Source organism: Nonomuraea sp. NPDC048892, from assembly GCF_040649735.1.
GTDB classification, from domain to species: Bacteria; Actinomycetota; Actinomycetes; order Streptosporangiales; family Streptosporangiaceae; genus Nonomuraea; species Nonomuraea maheshkhaliensis.
Window position 1 is genome coordinate 66,457 of sequence record NZ_JBEZFZ010000025.1, and the last position, 15,862, is coordinate 82,318.

Consider the following 15,862-nt stretch of genomic DNA (forward strand, 5'->3'; position numbering starts at 1 on the left):
CGTCGTACGCCTACCGGCGGCCCCGGACCTCCGGGACCGCCGCTCTCGATAACAGGGTCAGGTGGCGATGTCCGGGTACGGCAGCGACATGTGCGACAGCCGCCGCGCGTACTCCGTCTGGAAGCCCAGCGGCGGATGATCGCGCTCGAACATCGCGATGAAGAGGGTGAGCGTCAGGAACGGATGCGCCCCCAGCTCGAACAGCCGCGGATAGTCGTGCGCCGCCAGCGCCTCCCGCTCGACGTCGTCGAAGCGCAGCCAGGTGGACGCCTCGCCGCTGTGACAGCCGAGGATGCGGTTGGCGTACTCGCCCTCCCACCACTCCACCGTGGCGCGCGGCTCCTCGCGGTAGCGCTCGACCAGCTCGGGATCGCGGTCCACGGTGAACAGGAACTTGTTCAGCAGGTACTTGCTCATGCGCCGGCGCCTCCGTCCGGGTACCAGGTGAAGTACGCCTCCATGGTGTGGAACAGGTCGTAGGTGTCCACGTAGTCCGCCTTGCGGCCTTCGCCGGCCACCCCCATCATCAGCATGAAGTCCATGAACCCGTGGGTGGCGTTGCCCGGCAGGTGCAGGCTGTCGAGGGTGACCTCGGCCAGACAGCCCTCGATGTCGCCCGAGGAGATCCACTCGACGGCCTTGCGGTCGAACTCGGGGTCGGGGCCGTGCGGCCCGAACTGGCGCGGCCCGCCGAGCTCCAGCGACAGGTGCCCGGTGCCGATGATCGCGACCCGCTGCTCGGCCGGCCACGACTCCACCAGCTGCCTGATCGTCTGCCCGAGCTGCACGAACCGCTTCGGCCGCGGCAGCGGAGGGGCGAAGATGTTGGTGTAGACGGGCACGATCGGCAGGTCGTTCTGCGGGCGCAGGGTGATGATCGGGCAGGTGATCGAGTGGTCGATCCGCAGCTCGTTGGAGAAGGCCAGGTCGAAGCCGGCGTCGATGCCCTCGCGCAGGATGTACCCCGACAGGTCCTCCTGCCCCTGGCACACCATGCGCGGCAGCCCGAACTCGCGCTCCTCGTTGTAGAAGTTGGCGTCGTAGAAGGGCGCCTTGCCGATCAGGAACTGCGGCATGTTGTCCAGCCACAGCTGGTGGAAGTGGTCGGAGCCGACCATGACCAGCACGTCGGGCCTGGCCCTGGTCAGCGTCTCCCTGAACGCCTCCACCTTGCGCACCCACTCGTCGGCGAACGGCGGGCGGTCCTCTCCGGTGGCGGTGCTGGCGCGATAGTAGAAGGGGTGGTGGGTGGACGCGATGACCGCGACGACCTCAGCCATGCGAACCTCCGATGACCTCAGTCATGCGAACCTCCGTCGGGGGATGGGAACGGCTCGGGCGGAATGGACCGGTTGTTCAGGTCCACGGACAGGAAGATCTCATTGGCCACCGGCCGGCGCAGCTCCTCGGCGAGCTGCCCGATGAGCCCGGCGGTCCTGGCCAGCAGCGCGAACCCGCGCAGCAGTTCCAGTGGCAGCCCCAGGTCGGCCAGCGCCGCGCCGCAGACGCCGGCGCCGTTGAGCGGCAGCGTGCGGCCGAGCACCTGCGGGTGCACGCGCCCGATGGCGGCGAACAGCGACAGGTGCGGCCCGGCCAGGCCCTCCTCGGCCGCGATCTCGAACAGCCTGGGCGTGCGTGGGTCGCCGTTCTTGTGCACGTGATGGCCGAGCCCGGGGATGAGGCGCCCGGACTCGCGGCGGGCCCGTACGGTGTCCAGGGCGAGCGCGTCCCAGTCGGACTCCTCGGCCGGCAGCGGGTCGTGCGCGGCGATCACCTCGTGCAGGAAGCGGCCGCAGTCCTCGGTGACGCCGAGGAAGCGGGAGCCGCCGCCGAGCAGGCCCGCGGCCAGGGCCCCCTGGACGGAATCCGGGGCCGACAGGTACGTCAGCCGCGTCACGATCGCGGTCGGCGTGAACCCGTGGTCGGCCAGCGCGGCCAGCACGGCCTCGAACACGCGGACCTCGCCCGGGGATGGGCGGCGCTGCGTGGCCAGCCAGAAGGCCAGCTCACCGAAGCCCACCTCGCCCATCACGTCGGTGGCCAGGTCGCGGCCCAGCAGGGTGATCGTGTCGGGCGTCGACGCTCCTAGCGCGGTCGGGTACTCAGTCACGTTCACTCCCAGGGCCCCGGAAGTCGCGCGAGTGCTCAGTCACGTCCGTCCTCCAGCCACTTGCGCAGCTCGGCGCCGTGCTCGTCCAGTTCGGGCGGCGGCAGGGCGTACCCGGCGGGCGTCTGGGAGAAGCGGATCGGGTGCCGCGTCGTCGGCACCGCCCGATCGCCCTCGCCGACCACCACGACGGGCTCCAGCCCGAACCGCTCCGCCGCCGCGAACCCGCCGTCGATGGTGTTGATCGGCCCGCTCGGCACGCCGGCCTCGACCAGCAGCTGGAACCACTCGTCGGCCGGCCGCTTCACCAGTTGCTCGACGAGCAGGGGCCGCAGCTCCTCCCGCCGCTCGGTGCGGTCGGCGTTGCGGGCGAAGCGCGGGTCGTCGGCCACCTCGGGGATGCCGAGCACCTCGCACAGCTTGCGGAACTGCCCGTCGTTCGCGGCCGCCACGATGAGGTCGTTGTCGGCGGTCGGCAGCGGCTCGTACGGGAACACGCTCGGATGCGCGTTGCCCATCCGGAACGGCACCACGTCGCCCGCCACGTACGCCGAGCTCTGGTTGACCAGCCCGGTCAGCGCCGACGACATCAGGTTGACCTCGACGTGCTGCCCCTGCCCGGTGGCCTCGCGATGGCGCAGCGCGGCCAGCACGCCGATCACCGCGTGGTTGCCCGCCATCACGTCGAACACGGAGATCCCGGCCCGGTAGGGCGGCCCGTCCGGCTCGCCGGTCAGGCTCATCAGCCCCGACATGGCCTGCACCATCAGATCGTAGCCCGGCACCCGCGCGCCGGCCCCCGACCCGAACCCGCTGATCGAGGCGTAGACGACGCCGGGGTTGGCCGCGCTGACGGTGTCGTAGTCGAGCCCGTACTTGGTCAGCCCGCCGGGGCGGAAGTTCTCCACCAGCACGTCGGCCCGCCGGGCCAGCTCCCTGGCGAGCCCGGCGTCGCCCTCCTGCCGCAGGTCGAGCGCGATCGACCGCTTGCCCCGGTTGACGCCCAGGTAATAGGTGGACGCCGTGCCGCGCGCGGGCGGCGTCCATGAGCGGGTGTCGTCCCCGCCGGGGCCCTCGACCTTGACGACGTCGGCGCCCAGATCCGCCAGCAGCATCGTGGCGTACGGGCCGGCCAGCACCCGGGAGAAGTCGGCCACCAGCACACCGGACAGTGGCCCCTCGGGCACGTGGTCAGTCATCCGGATCCATTCTTCCGTTCGCTCAGCTCTTCCGTCCGCTCAACGGACGTATGTCCGCTAGAGCGATCCCAGCACTGAAAAGCCGATGCGTCAACCATCTTGACAGGTGGGCGGCATCTCATCACAGTGGCGTTGACCGTACAGCGGACGACTGTTCGCAAGCGAGGAGCGTGCCATGAACGAGTTCGAGGCCGGACGCCCCGTGGTGCTGCGCGGCGGCACCGTGCTGCCCATGGACGGAAGGCGGGTGCTCACCCGTACCGACGTCCTCGTCACCGGGGACAGGATCGCCGCCGTCGGCCCCGAACTGGAGGTGCCCGAGGGCGCCGCCGAGATCGACGCCTCCGGCGGCATCGTCATGCCGGGCATGATCGACACCCACCGGCACATGTGGCAGACCGTGATGCGCGGCTACGGCGCCGACTGGACGCTCACCCAGTACTTCGTCTGGTACTACCTGGAGCACGGCAAGCTGTTCCGGCCCGAGGACGTGCACGCGGGCAACACCCTGGCCGCCATCGAGGCCCTCGACGCCGGCGTCACCACCGTCGTCGACTGGTCGCACGGCCTGCGCACCCCCGACCACGCCGACGCCGCCGCCGACGCGCTGCAGGCCGTGCCTGGACGGTACGTGCTCGCCTACGGCAACATCCAGCAGCCGCCCGCCGAGTGGACGGCCGCGCCGGAGTTCCGCGACTTCGTCCGCCGCCGGGTCACCGGCGACGACCTGCTCGGCTTCCAGATCGCCTTCGACGTGACGGGCGACCCGTCCTTCCCCGAGCGCCCCGCCTTCGAGGTGGCCCGCGAGCTCGGCGCGACGGTCACCACCCACGCCGGCGTGTGGGGCGCCACCAGCGACGACGGCATCCGCCTCATGTACGACCACGGCTTCATGACCCCCGGCACCATCTACGTGCACGCCGCCTCGCTGTCGGCCGACTCCTACCACCGCATCGCCGCCACCGGCGGCTCGATCTCCGTCTCCACCGAGAGCGAGCAGAGCGCCGGTCAGGGCTACCCGCCCACGTGGGCCATCCGCGCCCACGGCATCCCGGTCTCGCTGTCCATGGACACCAGCGTATGGTGGAGCGGCGATCTGTTCTCGGCGATGCGCACCACGCTCGGCGCCGACCGCTCGCGTGAGCACCTGGAGGCGCACGCCAAGGGCGAGACCGTCACCCACTGCGCCCTGCGCGCCGACCAGGTCGTCGACTGGGCCACCCGGGGCGGCGCCCGCGCCATCGGCCGCGACGACCTCGGCACGATCGAGCCCGGCAAGAAGGCCGACCTCGTGCTGATCAAGAACGACGCATCGCCCGTGTCGTTCCCGCTGCTCAACCCGTTCGGGCACGTGGCGTTCCAGGCGCAGCGCGGCGACGTGCACACCGTGCTGGTCAACGGGCGCGTAGTCAAGCACGAGCACCGCCTGCTCGGCGTCGACCTGGCCGCCGTCCGCGCCCAGGCCGACAGCACGATCGAATACCTCAAGGGCGCGATGGGGGAGGAGGCGTGGGAGAAGGGCATGAACCCCGACATCCCCTCGGCGAAGGTGCTGGACAACCCGTACACGTATACGGACTATCGCAGCGACGCCACGCACCGCCTCTGACCCGCCGCTGTGCGGACGGGCGACCGTCTAGAGTCGGATCCGACAGATCCGAGCGAGTGAGGGCGTACATGGCACGTGGTGAGACCGGACCTGACTTCATCGAGGCGCTGGCCCGCGGCCTCGACGTCATCAGGGCCTTCCGGCCGGGACACCCGGTCATGTCGCTGACCGAGGTGGCGGCCGCCACCGGGCTGGCCCGGCCGACGGCCCGCCGCATCCTGCTCACGCTGCAGGAACTGGGCTACGCCAGGGCCGAGCGGGGCGGCTTCGCCCTCACGCCGCGGGTGCTGGAGCTGGGCGTGTCCTACGTGCGCTCGATGGGGCTGTGGGAGGTGGCCAGGCCGCACCTGGAGACGCTGGTCACGCAGACCCGCGAGTCGTCCTCGATCGCCCAGCTCGACGGCTCCGACATCGTCTATGTGGCCAGGGTCGCCGTGCCGAAGATCGTGGCGCTGTCGGTGCAGATCGGCACCCGCTTCCCCGCGCTGCAGACCTCGCTGGGCAAGGTGCTGCTGGCCGCGCTGTCCCCGGCCGAGGTGGAGCGAGTGCTGGCCGAGCCGAGCCGCTCCGGCATCGAGCCGCGCTGGCGGCCCGACCCGAGCGAGCGCGAGGCGGCCCTGCGCGCCGTGCGGGCCAAGGGCTGGGCGATGACCGACGAACAGCTCGCCCTGGGCATAAGGTCGGTGGCGGCGCCGCTGCGCGACGGGCTCGGCAACGTGATCGCGGCGGTCAACGTCAACGCCCACGCCGCCGAGACCTCGATCGAGAAGCTGACCGAGGAGCACCTCCCGCTGCTGCTCAAGACGGCGAGCGCGATCAGCGCCGACTGGGCCGCCTACGACGCGGTGCCGCACGTCACGGCCTCGTGAGCGGCGGCGCGGTGCCGCACGTCACGGCCTCGTGACCGGCCGTTCGGTGTCGCCCGTCACGGCCTCGTGACGGGCCGCCCGCCCGGCGGGCGATGACGTCACGGGTCTTGCCGGTTGGCCCGTTGTCGGCTTTGAATGATCCCCATACAGGTGATCCCTGGAAGGGGCTACATGCACGGCTTACGGGTGTCCGCCGTCCTCACACTGATCGTCGGCGCCGCGTGTCTCGGCGCACAGCCGTCCGCCCCGGCCGTCGCCGGGCCGGCCGATCCCGAGCCCGTCTCACTGGTCACCATCTCCGTGCCCGACAGGGCCGCGATGGAACGGCTGGTGGAGTCCGGCGCCGACCTCACCGAACGCGTACGCCCGCAGCCTGACGGCAGCGTCCAGGTCGACGCGGTGCTCACTCCCACCCAGCTCGCCGCCCTGCCCCAGCTCGGCGCGAGCCTGGCCCCCGACGCCACGCCACGGGCGAGCGCGACGGCCGGCGCCGAGAAGGACCGGATCGTCATCGAACGGGCGGTCTGGTACAAGTCGCGCGACGGGTACTTCCTGTCCGTCGAGGCCTCCAGCAGCGCCGCCCAGGCCGCCACACTCACCGTCGCCTGGAAGGGCCGGCGCGGCACGAGCGGGCAGGCCGAGATGGTCGCGTACGTGGACGCCGGCGCCTACCTGGGCCACCAGCTCAGCGCCCCCGTCCCCGCCGACGCCCAGCCGACCCGGATCACCGTCACCTCGGCGGGCGGCGGCAAGGCCGAGGCGCGGGTGGCCGAATGGCCCGGCGGCGACCGGCCGGACAAGACCGGCCCCGGCTACCAGAAGGACTTCGTCACCCAGTACATGACGCCCGCGCAGCTCAACGAGCGGATCACGGCGCTGAACCGGCGTTACCCCAAGCTCACCGAGCTGATCGCGCTGCCGTACCGGACCAACGGCTACCGGCGCCACGCGCAGGCGCTGATCGGCACCGCGCCCGCCGCCGCCGTCGTGATCACCTCCACCGCCTACGGCTCCGAGGGCGGCAACGACCTGTCCGTCGAGCTCGTCGGGCCCGGCACGCCCGGCAGCCCGCTCCGGGTCGGCATCGACGGCAAGCTCGTCGCCGTCAGCCTGGCCACCGACGACTCCGGCGCGCCGGTCAGCACCGCCGCCCAGGTCGCCGCCGCGATCAACGCCACGCCCGGCCTGCCCGTCAGGGCCTCCGTCTACCGCACCGACCCCGGCGCCGGCGTCATGGCGCCCGCGCCGCCCGTCCAGCTCGACGACTTCCTCAGCGCCCCCGCCGACGTCTCCCGCGCGCCCGCGCAGGTGCTGGCCCTGCGCATCGGCACCCGCCGCGACGGCTCGCGCACCGGCGTGCTGGCCTACGCCCAGGAGCACGCCAGGGAATGGGTGACGCCGCTGGTCACCATCGAGGCGGCCGAACGGCTGCTGCGCAACCACGACCGCGACAAGGCCACCCGGCGGCTGCTCGACCGTACCGACATCTTCATCGTGCCGACCGTCAACCCCGACGGGGCGAACTACAGCTTCTACGACTTCAACTCCCAGCGGAAGAACATGACCAACCACTGCCCGGCGCAGCAGGCCGACCCGGCGGCGCGCAACACCTGGGGCGTGGACGTCAACCGCAACTACGCCGTCGGCTCCCTGCCCGACGGCTACTTCGGCGCGTCGGCGAACTGCCAGTCCGGCACGTACGCCGGGCCGGCGGAGCACTCCGAGCCCGAGAGCCGCAACGTCGTCTGGCTGGCGCAGCGCTACCGCAACATCAGGTTCGCCATGAACGTGCACAGCTACGGCGGCTACTTCATGTGGCCGCCCGGCGCCTACAAGCTCGACGGCCGGGTCGCCCTGCCCAGGCCGACACGCCAGGAGGAGGCGTACTTCCTGCGCTCGGCCCGCACGATCGAGCAGGCCATCGTCGCCGAGCGCGGCACCGTCATCTGGCCGCAGCAGACCGGCCCCGTCACGGATGTGCTGTACTCGGCGGCCGGGAACTCGGCCGACGAGCTGTGGTACGACTACGGCGTGTACGGGTGGGACTTCGAGGTCGGCGCCGACCTGTGGAACCCCTCGACGCGCCGATGGGAGGGCGTGGGCTTCCAGCCGCCGTTCAGTGAGGGACACGCCGAGGCGATGGAGTTCGCCTCGGGCCTGATCTCCCTGATCGGCATCGCCGCCGACTACCGGGAGCCGTGATGGATCCGCGCCTCAGACCACCTGCCGGCCTGCCCGCCAGACCGTCCGCCAGACCGTCCGCCAGACCGTCCGCCGGATCGTCGGCCCGGCTGCCCGTCCGCCTGCTCGGCGTCGCCGTCGCGGTCGCGCTGATCGTCGTGCCGCAGGCCGGCGGCCTGCCCGCGCTGGCCGATCCGGCCGAGCCGGCGCCCCCGGCGGTGCGCGACTTCGGCAACGGCCCCGAGCGGAACGAGGTCGCCGCCGGCACGACCGGCGAGGCGTCCGCCCTGCGCGGCGCCCCGGCCGAGGAGCGCCCGTACGGGTGGTCGCACGACCGCGGCTACCCCAGGCGCACCCGGCTTCCGCTGCCGGCGGAGAACCCGGCCGACGCCTCGATCAAGCTGGGCCTGGTGCCGTACCACGGCATCGCGCCCAAACTGAACGAGCTGCAGTGGCGCGGCGACCGGGTCAGCGCGGAGATCATCGGCAGCTCCGCCCAGGGCCGCGACCTCTACCTTGTCACCGTCACCGCGCCCGAGAGCGCCGGCCAGGCGCGCGAGCAGGCCCGCATCCGCGAGCGCATCGAGAACGACCCGGCCGCCGCCGCCCGGGACCGCAAGCTGGCCAGGACCTACAAGGCTCCGATCTTCATCAACGGCAACATCCACGGCAACGAGTGGGAGGGCGCCGACGCCGCCCTGCGCACCATCGAGCAGCTCGCCACCAGCACCGACCCGGCCGTCACCGACCTGCTCAAACGCACCCGCCTGTACTTCAACGTCACCGCCAACCCCGACGGCCGGGTGAACAACGCCCGCCAGAACGGCGCCGGTTTCGACCTCAACCGCGACTTCGTCACCGCCTCGCAGCCCGAGGTCAGGGCGATGCGCCAGATCATGATCGACACCCAGCCGGTGGCCATGCTCGACCTGCACGGGTACGTCAACGGCACGCTCATCGAGCCCACCACGCCGCCGCACGGCGCCAACTACGAGTACGACCTGTTCATCACCAACACCTACGCCAACGGCCTGGGCATGGAGGCCGCGGTCAACGGGCTCGGCTACACCCCGGCGAAGGACGGCGTGGAGCCGGCGCAGATCCCGTTCCGCGACTCCGCCGAGGGCTGGGACGACTGGCCGCCGATCTTCACCCCGCAGTACGCCCCCTTCCACGGCGCGGTCGCCGCGCACACCGTGGAGATCCCACTGCGGGTCAACGGCTCCGTCTATGACCAGACCCCGGCCGAGGAGCTGCGCCGTCGCTCGGCGATCAACACCGACGTGGCCGCCGCCGCGATCCGCGCGACCTACGGCTTCGTCCGGTCCCGCCACGACCGGCTGATCGCCGACCAGATCGAGGTCTTCAGGCGCGGCGCGGCCGGCGAAGCCGCCAAGCCCGTCCCGCTCGGCATCGTGCCAGGCTTCGGGCCCGAGGACGTCTACACCACCACCTTCCCCCGCGCGTACGTCATCCCCGCCGGCTCCGGGCAGCGCTCGGCCACGGCCGCGGCCCGCCTGGTGGACCACCTGATCGCGAACGACGTGCGGGTCGAGCGGGCGAAGAGCTCCTTCCGCTCGGGCGGCCGGACGTATCCGGCCGGGTCGTACGTGGTGGACATGCGCCAGCCCAAGCGCGGCCTGGCCAACGTCATGCTGGAGCCCGGCGCGGACATCTCCCCTCGGGTGGATGCCATGTATGACATCTCGGGCTGGAGTCATGCCCTGCTCTGGGGCGCCACCGTGGAGCCGGTCTCGTCGCTGCGCGCTAGCACCGTGCCCGTCAAGGCGGCCGCGCCGACCGGCTCGGTCCCGCGCACGCCGGGGCCGCTGGCGCTCAGGGTCAGGGACGCCAAGGAGGTCAGGGCGCTCAACGACCTGCTGGCCCAGGGGGTCGCGGTGACCTGGAACGGCGGCACGGCGATCGTCCCGGCCTCGGCCAGACAGGCCGCCAGGACCGTCGCAGAGCGCTACGGTGTCGCGTTCACCCCGGCGAGCGGCCACCTGGGCACGTCGTCGGGCGCCTCAGCAGGCGTTCAGGCGGGCACGTCATCGGGCACCTCGGCAGGCGCTCAGGCGGGCACCCCCGCGGATCCTGCCGCCGGGACCCCGCTCGGGCAGGTGCGCATCGCCGCCGCGGCCTCGGCCGACGAGCTGTTCACGCTGCGCGAGCTGGGTTTCCCCGTCACGCCCGTCTCCACCGCCGTGCTCAACGCGGGCTTCGACTGGAGCGGCACCGACGTCCTGTACGTCTCCAGCGGCCTCAGCCACGCTGGGCTCAACCCGGCGGCCAGGACGGCGCTGGAGGCGTTCCTGGCCGGCGGCGGCGTGATCACCCGCGGCCAGACGGGCGCCCGCTTCAACGCCGACGCGGGCCTGCTCACCGCCACCACGGTGCCCGGCCGCGGCGACGCCAACGGCGTGGTCCGCACGGTCTCCTCCGGCGGTCTCGTGGGCGGCGGATCGCCGGCGCACTCGTTCGTCTACTCGCCGCTCTGGTTCACCGGTCTCGGGCCCGAGGTCACGGTCGAGCAGTCGTACGCGGCCGACGGCCCCCTCGTGTCCGGCCACTGGCGGCCCGACGGGCAGGGGGCGGGCGGCCCGGACGCGGCCAGGGGCCAGGCGGCCGTGGTCAGCGGACGGGACGAGCGGGGCGCGGCCGTGGTGCTCTTCGGCACCGAGCCGATGTTCCGCAACCACCCCAAGGGCCTGTTCGCGCAGGTGGCCAGGGCGCTGTACTGGTCGAGCTCGGTCACGGGCGCCACGGTCACCACCCCGTGATCAGGCCCGTGATCAGACCCGTGATCAGGCCCGTGATCAGGCCCGTGATCAGACCCGTGATCAGACCCGTGATCAGGCCCGTGATCAGGCCCGTGATCAGAGTCTGCTAGATTCACACCTTCCGGCCGGATTTGATCCCGGCCGGAAGGTGTTTCCATGACCATTTTTCCAGCATCGGTGCGGCCCATGAGTGCCGCCGACCGTCCCGTGGCCGAACGACTGTGGCTCATGTTCCGCCACGACATGGCCGACTACCAGGGCGGCCTGCCCAGCCGCGACGCCACGTACCACAGCGACCGGCTGCAGGCGGCGCTCGCGAACGACGACTGGGCCGCCTACCTGTTCACCAGCGACGACCATCCCGTGGGCTTCGCGTTCGTCCGCGCGCTGTCCGGCCCGGCGCGCGTGCTGAACAGCTTCTTCGTGGTCCGCGGCGCCCGCCGGTCCGGGATCGGCATGACGGCCGTACGGGACGTCCTCTCCCGCCACCCAGGACCCTGGGAGATCGCGTTCCAGGACGCCAACACGACGGCCGTCTCGTTCTGGCGCCGCGTGGCCACCGAGCTCGCCGGCCAGGCGTGGACCGAGGAACGCCGGCCGGTACCGCACCGGCCCGGCGTCCCCCCGGACGTCTGGATCTCCTTCACCGTCTGACAGCCCGCCCGGCCGGTCAGGCCGGGGCGTAGCCGGCCGGGCGGGTGGTGAAGGTGCCGCGGCCCTGGGTACGGCCGCGCAGCCGTGTGGCGTACCCGAACATCTCGGCCAGCGGCACCACCGCGGTGATGACCACCGTGCCGCCCCTGGCCGTGGAGCCCGAGATGCGGCCGCGCCGGGCCGGCAGGTCGCCCAGCACGCCGCCCGCCATGTCGTCGGGAACGGTCACCGTCACCTCCACCACCGGCTCCAGCAGCACCATCGCGCACGAGCGCAGCGCCTCGCGCAGCGCGAGCCGCCCGGCCGTGCGGAACGCCATCTCCGAGGAGTCCTTCACGTGCGTGGCCCCGTCGGTCAGCGTGACCCGCAGGCCGGTCACCGGATGACCGCCCAGCGGGCCGTCCGCCAGCGCGTCCCGGCAGCCGGCCTCGACCGCGCGCACGTACTCGCGCGGCACCCGCCCGCCGGTCACCGCCGAGGCGAACGCGAAGCCCTCCGCCAGCGGCTCGACGTCGATCACCACGTGCGCGAACTGGCCGGCGCCGCCGTCCTGCTTGACGTGCCGGTACAGCAGCCCGGACACGCCGCGCCCGACCGTCTCCCGGTACGACACCTGCGGCCGGCCGACGCCGACCTCCAGCCGGTGGTCACGGCGCAGCTTCTCCGCCGCCACCTCCAGGTGCAGCTCGCCCATCCCGGACAGCACGGTCTGCCCGGTCTCGGCGTCGGTCCGCACGGCCAGCGACGGATCCTCCTCCGCCAGCCGCGCCAGGGCCGCCGCGAGCCGGTCGGCGTCGGTGCTCCTGCGCGCCTCGATCGCCACGGACACCACCGGCTCGGTCGCGGCCGGCGGCTCCAGCAGCAGCGGCGAACCCGGCGCGCACAGGGTCGTCCCGGTGCGGGCCGCCTTCGGCCCGACCAGCGCGACGATGTCGCCGGCCGCCGCCAGCTCCGTCTCGGCGTGCCGGTCGGCCTGCACGCGCAGGATCCGGCTGATCCGCTCCGTCCGGCCCGTGCCGGCGTCCAGCACCGTGTCCCCCTTCCGTAGGGTGCCCGAGTACAGGCGCACGTAGGTGAGCCGCCCGGTCGCGGTCGAGCTCACCTTGAACGCCAGCGCGGCCAGCGGCGCGTCCGGGTCGGCGGCCCGCTTCGCACCGTCCTGCCCGCGTACGGCGGGCACGTCGAGCGGCGAGGGCAGATACCGGACGACCGCGTCCAGCAACGGCTCGATCCCCCGGTCGCGGTACGCCGCACCGCACAGCACGACCAGCCCCGCGCCACTGCCGGTCAGGTCGCGCAACGCGGCACGCAGCGTCGCCTCGGAAACCGCCGTCCCCGCATCCAGGGACCCCGCATCCGTGAGCCCGGAACCCGTGAGCCCGGGATCCGGTGTCCCCGCATCCGCCGCCGGTGCCGCGCAGAATTCCTCCAGCGCGGCCGGATGCAGCTCGGCGACCGCCTCCTCCAGCACCCGGCGCCGCCGCAGCGCCTCCTGGCGCAGGTCGTCGGGCACGGGGCCGGCCTGGCAGACGCCGTCGTGCCACACCAGGGCCCGCATGGCGAGCAGGTCCACGACGCCGATGAAGCCGTCCTCGCGCCCGATCGGCAACTGCACCACCAGCGGCGCGGGATGCAGCCGCCGCCGGATCGTCTCGACGGCCGCGTCGAGGTCGGCTCCGGCCCGGTCCAGTTTGTTGACGAACGCGACGCGCGGCACGCCGTGCCGATCGGCCCGCCGCCAGACGGACTCGCTCTGCGGCTCGACCCCGGCGACGCCGTCGAACACCGCGATGGCGCCGTCGAGCACCCGCAGCGAACGCTCCACCTCGTCGGAGAAGTCGACGTGGCCGGGGGTGTCGATCAGGTTGATCCGGTGCCCGTCCCAGTCGCAGCTCACCGCGGCGGCGAAGATGGTGATGCCGCGGTCGCGTTCCTGGGAGTCGAAGTCGGTGACGGTCGTGCCGTCGTGGACCTCGCCGCGCTTGTAGGTGGCGCCGGTGAGGTAGAGCATCCGTTCGGTGACGGTGGTCTTGCCGGCGTCCACGTGGGCGAGGATGCCGAGATTACGGACGGTGGTCAGAGAGTTGAGCAGGTGAGCACGCACGGCCCTTGCCCCTTCCGGGACGTTGTCGTTCGAGGACGGCGCGATTACCCCGGCGAAAGGAAAGTCGTCAGGGCAGCAGCCGGCGGCGGCCGCGCAGCCGGCGCCGGGACCGCGAAGACACCAGGATCACCTCGAAACGCGACGGGGGGACGACGGCGGCGGTGTGGGCACGCATGGCCGGCTCCCTTCCTCGTCCCGTAATGGCGTCGATCAAGGAGTGTAGCGACGGCGTACGACGGAGGGAATCGAATTTATCCCCCGATATGCGACGCTCTGCCACCGTCCGACCTCGAACTGTCGTCAAAGGTTCGCGCGGCGATCGTGGGGTGATTTGTCGGGAAATGTCGGAGATCCGTGTACGCGCGGGCATCCGGGCCGCCACCGCTCCGGGGCGGGTCGAGAAGGTGTTTGATGCCGTCAGCAGAATGGTAGAGGCGTATTTAGCAGGGGATATGGAGATCGCCCCGCTATCGGGAGCCTTCAGAGAAGGCGTGATAGGCGGTCTCCGCGGTTGCTGAGACCGCCGGATCGGGGGAACCCAATGCGCAAGACCCTCACCGGGCTGGGCCTGGCGTTCTTCTTGACGCTAGCTCCGGCTGCTGTGGCGACGGCCGACTCGCCGGTCGCGCCCGTCGCGCAGAGCCAGGTGACACCCGCACCGCAGGACGACAGACGAGACGAAGGCGGCGGCAACGCCGGCCTGTGGGGCCTGCTGGGCCTGCTGGGTCTGCTCGGCTTCGCCGGTATGCGCAAGCAGCGCAACCACGTAGGCACCTCGGAGCACATGGGGCACCGCACCCAGCGCCCGTGACATGCCCAGACCTCGGCCCCCGGCCGGGGTGACCTCCGATGTGGCACGGCCGGCGCCGCCCGGTCGTGCCGCTCGGTGGACGATCGCCCGCCGCCGCCGTCCGTGGCCGGGGCGCTCGGCCCGGTGGCGTTCACCGGGAGACGACGTGGCCGACGCGGAAGAAGCCGTCCGGGTCGTAGGCCCGCTTGACCTCGCGCAGCCCCGCGTAGTCCGTCGCGGTGAAGGCGTGCGCCGTCCGCTCGGGGTCGGCCAGGAAGTTCAGGAACGTCCCGCCGTTCGCGTACGGCCGCAACTCCCCGGCCAGCCCCGGCACGACCGTGTCCACGATCGCCGACAGCCGGGTGGAACGGTGACTGACCGGCCCGGCGTCCGGCCCGGGACGGCCCAGGGCGCCGCCCCAGTGGCGGATCTCCACCGTCTGGGCCCGCCCGGCGGCCCGTACCAGGACGTCGATCAGCGCGTCGGGGACGGTGTCGAACATGTCCATGTGCCGGTTCGGGGTCCCGCCCATGGCCGTGGCCGCGTACGTGGTGGTCCGCGTCTCGTCCAGCAGCGCCGGACCGGCCGCCCGCCACAGCGGTGCGAGCAGTTCGCGGGCCTCGCGCGCCGGTCCGGCGTGCACGACCTTGAGCATCGCCACGTGCCTGCCGCGCACCGCCGCCGGCGTCCGCTCGTCGCCGGGCATGCGCTTGAGCACGACTGCGGTGCTGAGCTCGTCGGGGGCGTCGTCGATCCAGTCCCGGTACGCCGTCAGGAGTTCCGCCGCCGCCTCCACCGGGAAGTACGCGAACCCGGAGAACACCTCGGACACCGGGTACAGCCGGAACTCCAGCGCCGTCACGACGCCGAACCCGCCCCCGCCGCCGCGCAGCGCCCAGAACAGCTCCGGATGGCTGTCCGCGCTCGCCGTGACGTGCCGGCCGTCGGCGAGCAGCACCTCGGCCCGCACCACGCTGTCGGCGGCGAAGCCGTGCCTGCGCCCGAGCCAGCCCAGCCCGCCGCCGAGCGTGTAGCCGGTGACGCCCACGGACGGCGACGAACCGGACAGCGGCGCCAGCCCGAACGGCGCGGCGGCGGCGATCACCTCGCCCCAGCGCGCGCCCGGCCCCACGCGGGCGATCCGGCGCGCGGGGTCGACCAGGACCGAAGCCATCGGGGCGGTCTTGACCAGGATTCCGCCGTCGCAGGCGGTGTGCGTGCCGTGCCCGGTGGCCTGGACCGCGAACGGCACCCCGTGGGCCCGCGCGGTCAGCAGTGCCGCGCGCACGTCCGCGGCCCCGTACGCCTCCGCGACCAGCGCCGGGTGGGAGTCCACGGCCGGGTTGAGCGAGCGGCGCGCCTCGTCGTAGCCGGCCTCGCCGGGCAGGTGCACGGGGCCGGTGAAACCGGGCAGGCGGATCTCGTCCTGGATGGTGTACGGCTGGCTCATGTCTGCGGCCCTTCTCGTCCTCGGTGATCTGGGATCACTGTGCTGGAGGGCGCTTACGGCCACGTTCTGGTCCTCTTACCACGGGCCTTAAGCGCCTGAAGGGCTCCAGGATCATCCGG

Annotated in this window: 12 protein-coding genes; 6 read left to right on the forward strand and 6 right to left on the reverse strand. The window is 72.5% G+C overall.

Annotation, left to right across the window (positions count from 1 at the left end; translation table 11 throughout):
• Window positions 1-57 precede the first annotated feature (57 nt).
• Genes AB0C28_RS45130 through AB0C28_RS45145 form a run of 4 tightly spaced genes read right to left on the reverse strand, consistent with a single transcriptional unit; the run spans window position 58 to window position 3,306 of the window.
• A complete protein-coding gene (locus tag AB0C28_RS45130; protein ID WP_346115288.1) occupies window positions 58-417 on the reverse strand; it encodes a hypothetical protein in 360 nt (119 codons plus the stop codon).
• Window positions 414-1,280 (reverse strand): extradiol ring-cleavage dioxygenase, encoded by an 867-nt coding sequence (locus AB0C28_RS45135; RefSeq protein WP_358082063.1) that lies wholly within the window; start codon window positions 1,278-1,280, stop codon window positions 414-416. The genes AB0C28_RS45130 and AB0C28_RS45135 overlap by 4 nt, the downstream gene beginning before the upstream one ends.
• Before the next feature lie 17 nt (window positions 1,281-1,297).
• On the reverse strand, window positions 1,298-2,110 hold the full coding sequence (locus tag AB0C28_RS45140) for a citryl-CoA lyase (protein WP_357857498.1): 813 nt from the start codon (window positions 2,108-2,110) through the stop codon (window positions 1,298-1,300).
• A gap of 35 nt (window positions 2,111-2,145) precedes the next feature.
• Complete coding sequence (locus AB0C28_RS45145) at window positions 2,146-3,306, reverse strand: CoA transferase (RefSeq protein WP_358082066.1); 1,161 nt, start codon at window positions 3,304-3,306, stop codon at window positions 2,146-2,148.
• A gap of 175 nt (window positions 3,307-3,481) precedes the next feature.
• Here AB0C28_RS45145 and AB0C28_RS45150 point away from each other — a divergent pair, with 175 nt between their 5' ends.
• The 5 genes from AB0C28_RS45150 (at window position 3,482) to AB0C28_RS45170 (ending at window position 11,399) form a co-directional block, all read left to right on the forward strand.
• Window positions 3,482-4,915 carry an amidohydrolase family protein gene (locus AB0C28_RS45150; RefSeq protein WP_358082068.1) on the forward strand — a complete coding sequence of 478 codons (1,434 nt, stop codon included), beginning with the start codon at window positions 3,482-3,484 and terminating at the stop codon, window positions 4,913-4,915.
• Between the two features lie 68 nt (window positions 4,916-4,983).
• Window positions 4,984-5,784: an IclR family transcriptional regulator C-terminal domain-containing protein gene (locus tag AB0C28_RS45155; RefSeq protein WP_357857508.1), complete on the forward strand. Its 801-nt coding sequence runs from the start codon at window positions 4,984-4,986 to the stop codon at window positions 5,782-5,784.
• Window positions 5,785-5,955: 171 nt separating this feature from the next.
• The gene (locus AB0C28_RS45160; RefSeq protein ID WP_358082071.1) at window positions 5,956-7,986 is read left to right on the forward strand and encodes a M14 family metallopeptidase; all 2,031 of its coding nucleotides are present in this window, start codon (window positions 5,956-5,958) and stop codon (window positions 7,984-7,986) included.
• A complete protein-coding gene (locus AB0C28_RS45165) occupies window positions 7,986-10,745 on the forward strand; it encodes a M14 family zinc carboxypeptidase (RefSeq protein WP_358082073.1) in 2,760 nt (919 codons plus the stop codon). The genes AB0C28_RS45160 and AB0C28_RS45165 overlap by 1 nt, the downstream gene beginning before the upstream one ends.
• 156 nt (window positions 10,746-10,901) lie before the next feature.
• Window positions 10,902-11,399 carry a GNAT family N-acetyltransferase gene (locus AB0C28_RS45170; RefSeq protein WP_357857517.1) on the forward strand — a complete coding sequence of 166 codons (498 nt, stop codon included), beginning with the start codon at window positions 10,902-10,904 and terminating at the stop codon, window positions 11,397-11,399.
• A 16-nt stretch (window positions 11,400-11,415) separates the two neighbouring features.
• Here the strand turns inward: AB0C28_RS45170 and AB0C28_RS45175 are convergent, their stop codons facing one another.
• A complete protein-coding gene (locus AB0C28_RS45175) occupies window positions 11,416-13,503 on the reverse strand; it encodes an elongation factor G (protein WP_358082076.1) in 2,088 nt (695 codons plus the stop codon).
• 541 nt (window positions 13,504-14,044) lie between these two features.
• On the opposite strand from AB0C28_RS45175, the gene AB0C28_RS45180 reads away from it, so the two are divergent.
• Complete coding sequence (locus AB0C28_RS45180; protein ID WP_357857523.1) at window positions 14,045-14,314, forward strand: WGxxGxxG family protein; 270 nt, start codon at window positions 14,045-14,047, stop codon at window positions 14,312-14,314.
• A 130-nt stretch (window positions 14,315-14,444) separates the two neighbouring features.
• On the opposite strand, the gene AB0C28_RS45185 is transcribed toward AB0C28_RS45180, so the two are convergent.
• Window positions 14,445-15,743 carry an FAD-binding oxidoreductase gene (locus AB0C28_RS45185; RefSeq protein WP_358082079.1) on the reverse strand — a complete coding sequence of 433 codons (1,299 nt, stop codon included), beginning with the start codon at window positions 15,741-15,743 and terminating at the stop codon, window positions 14,445-14,447.
• Window positions 15,744-15,862 lie beyond the last annotated feature (119 nt).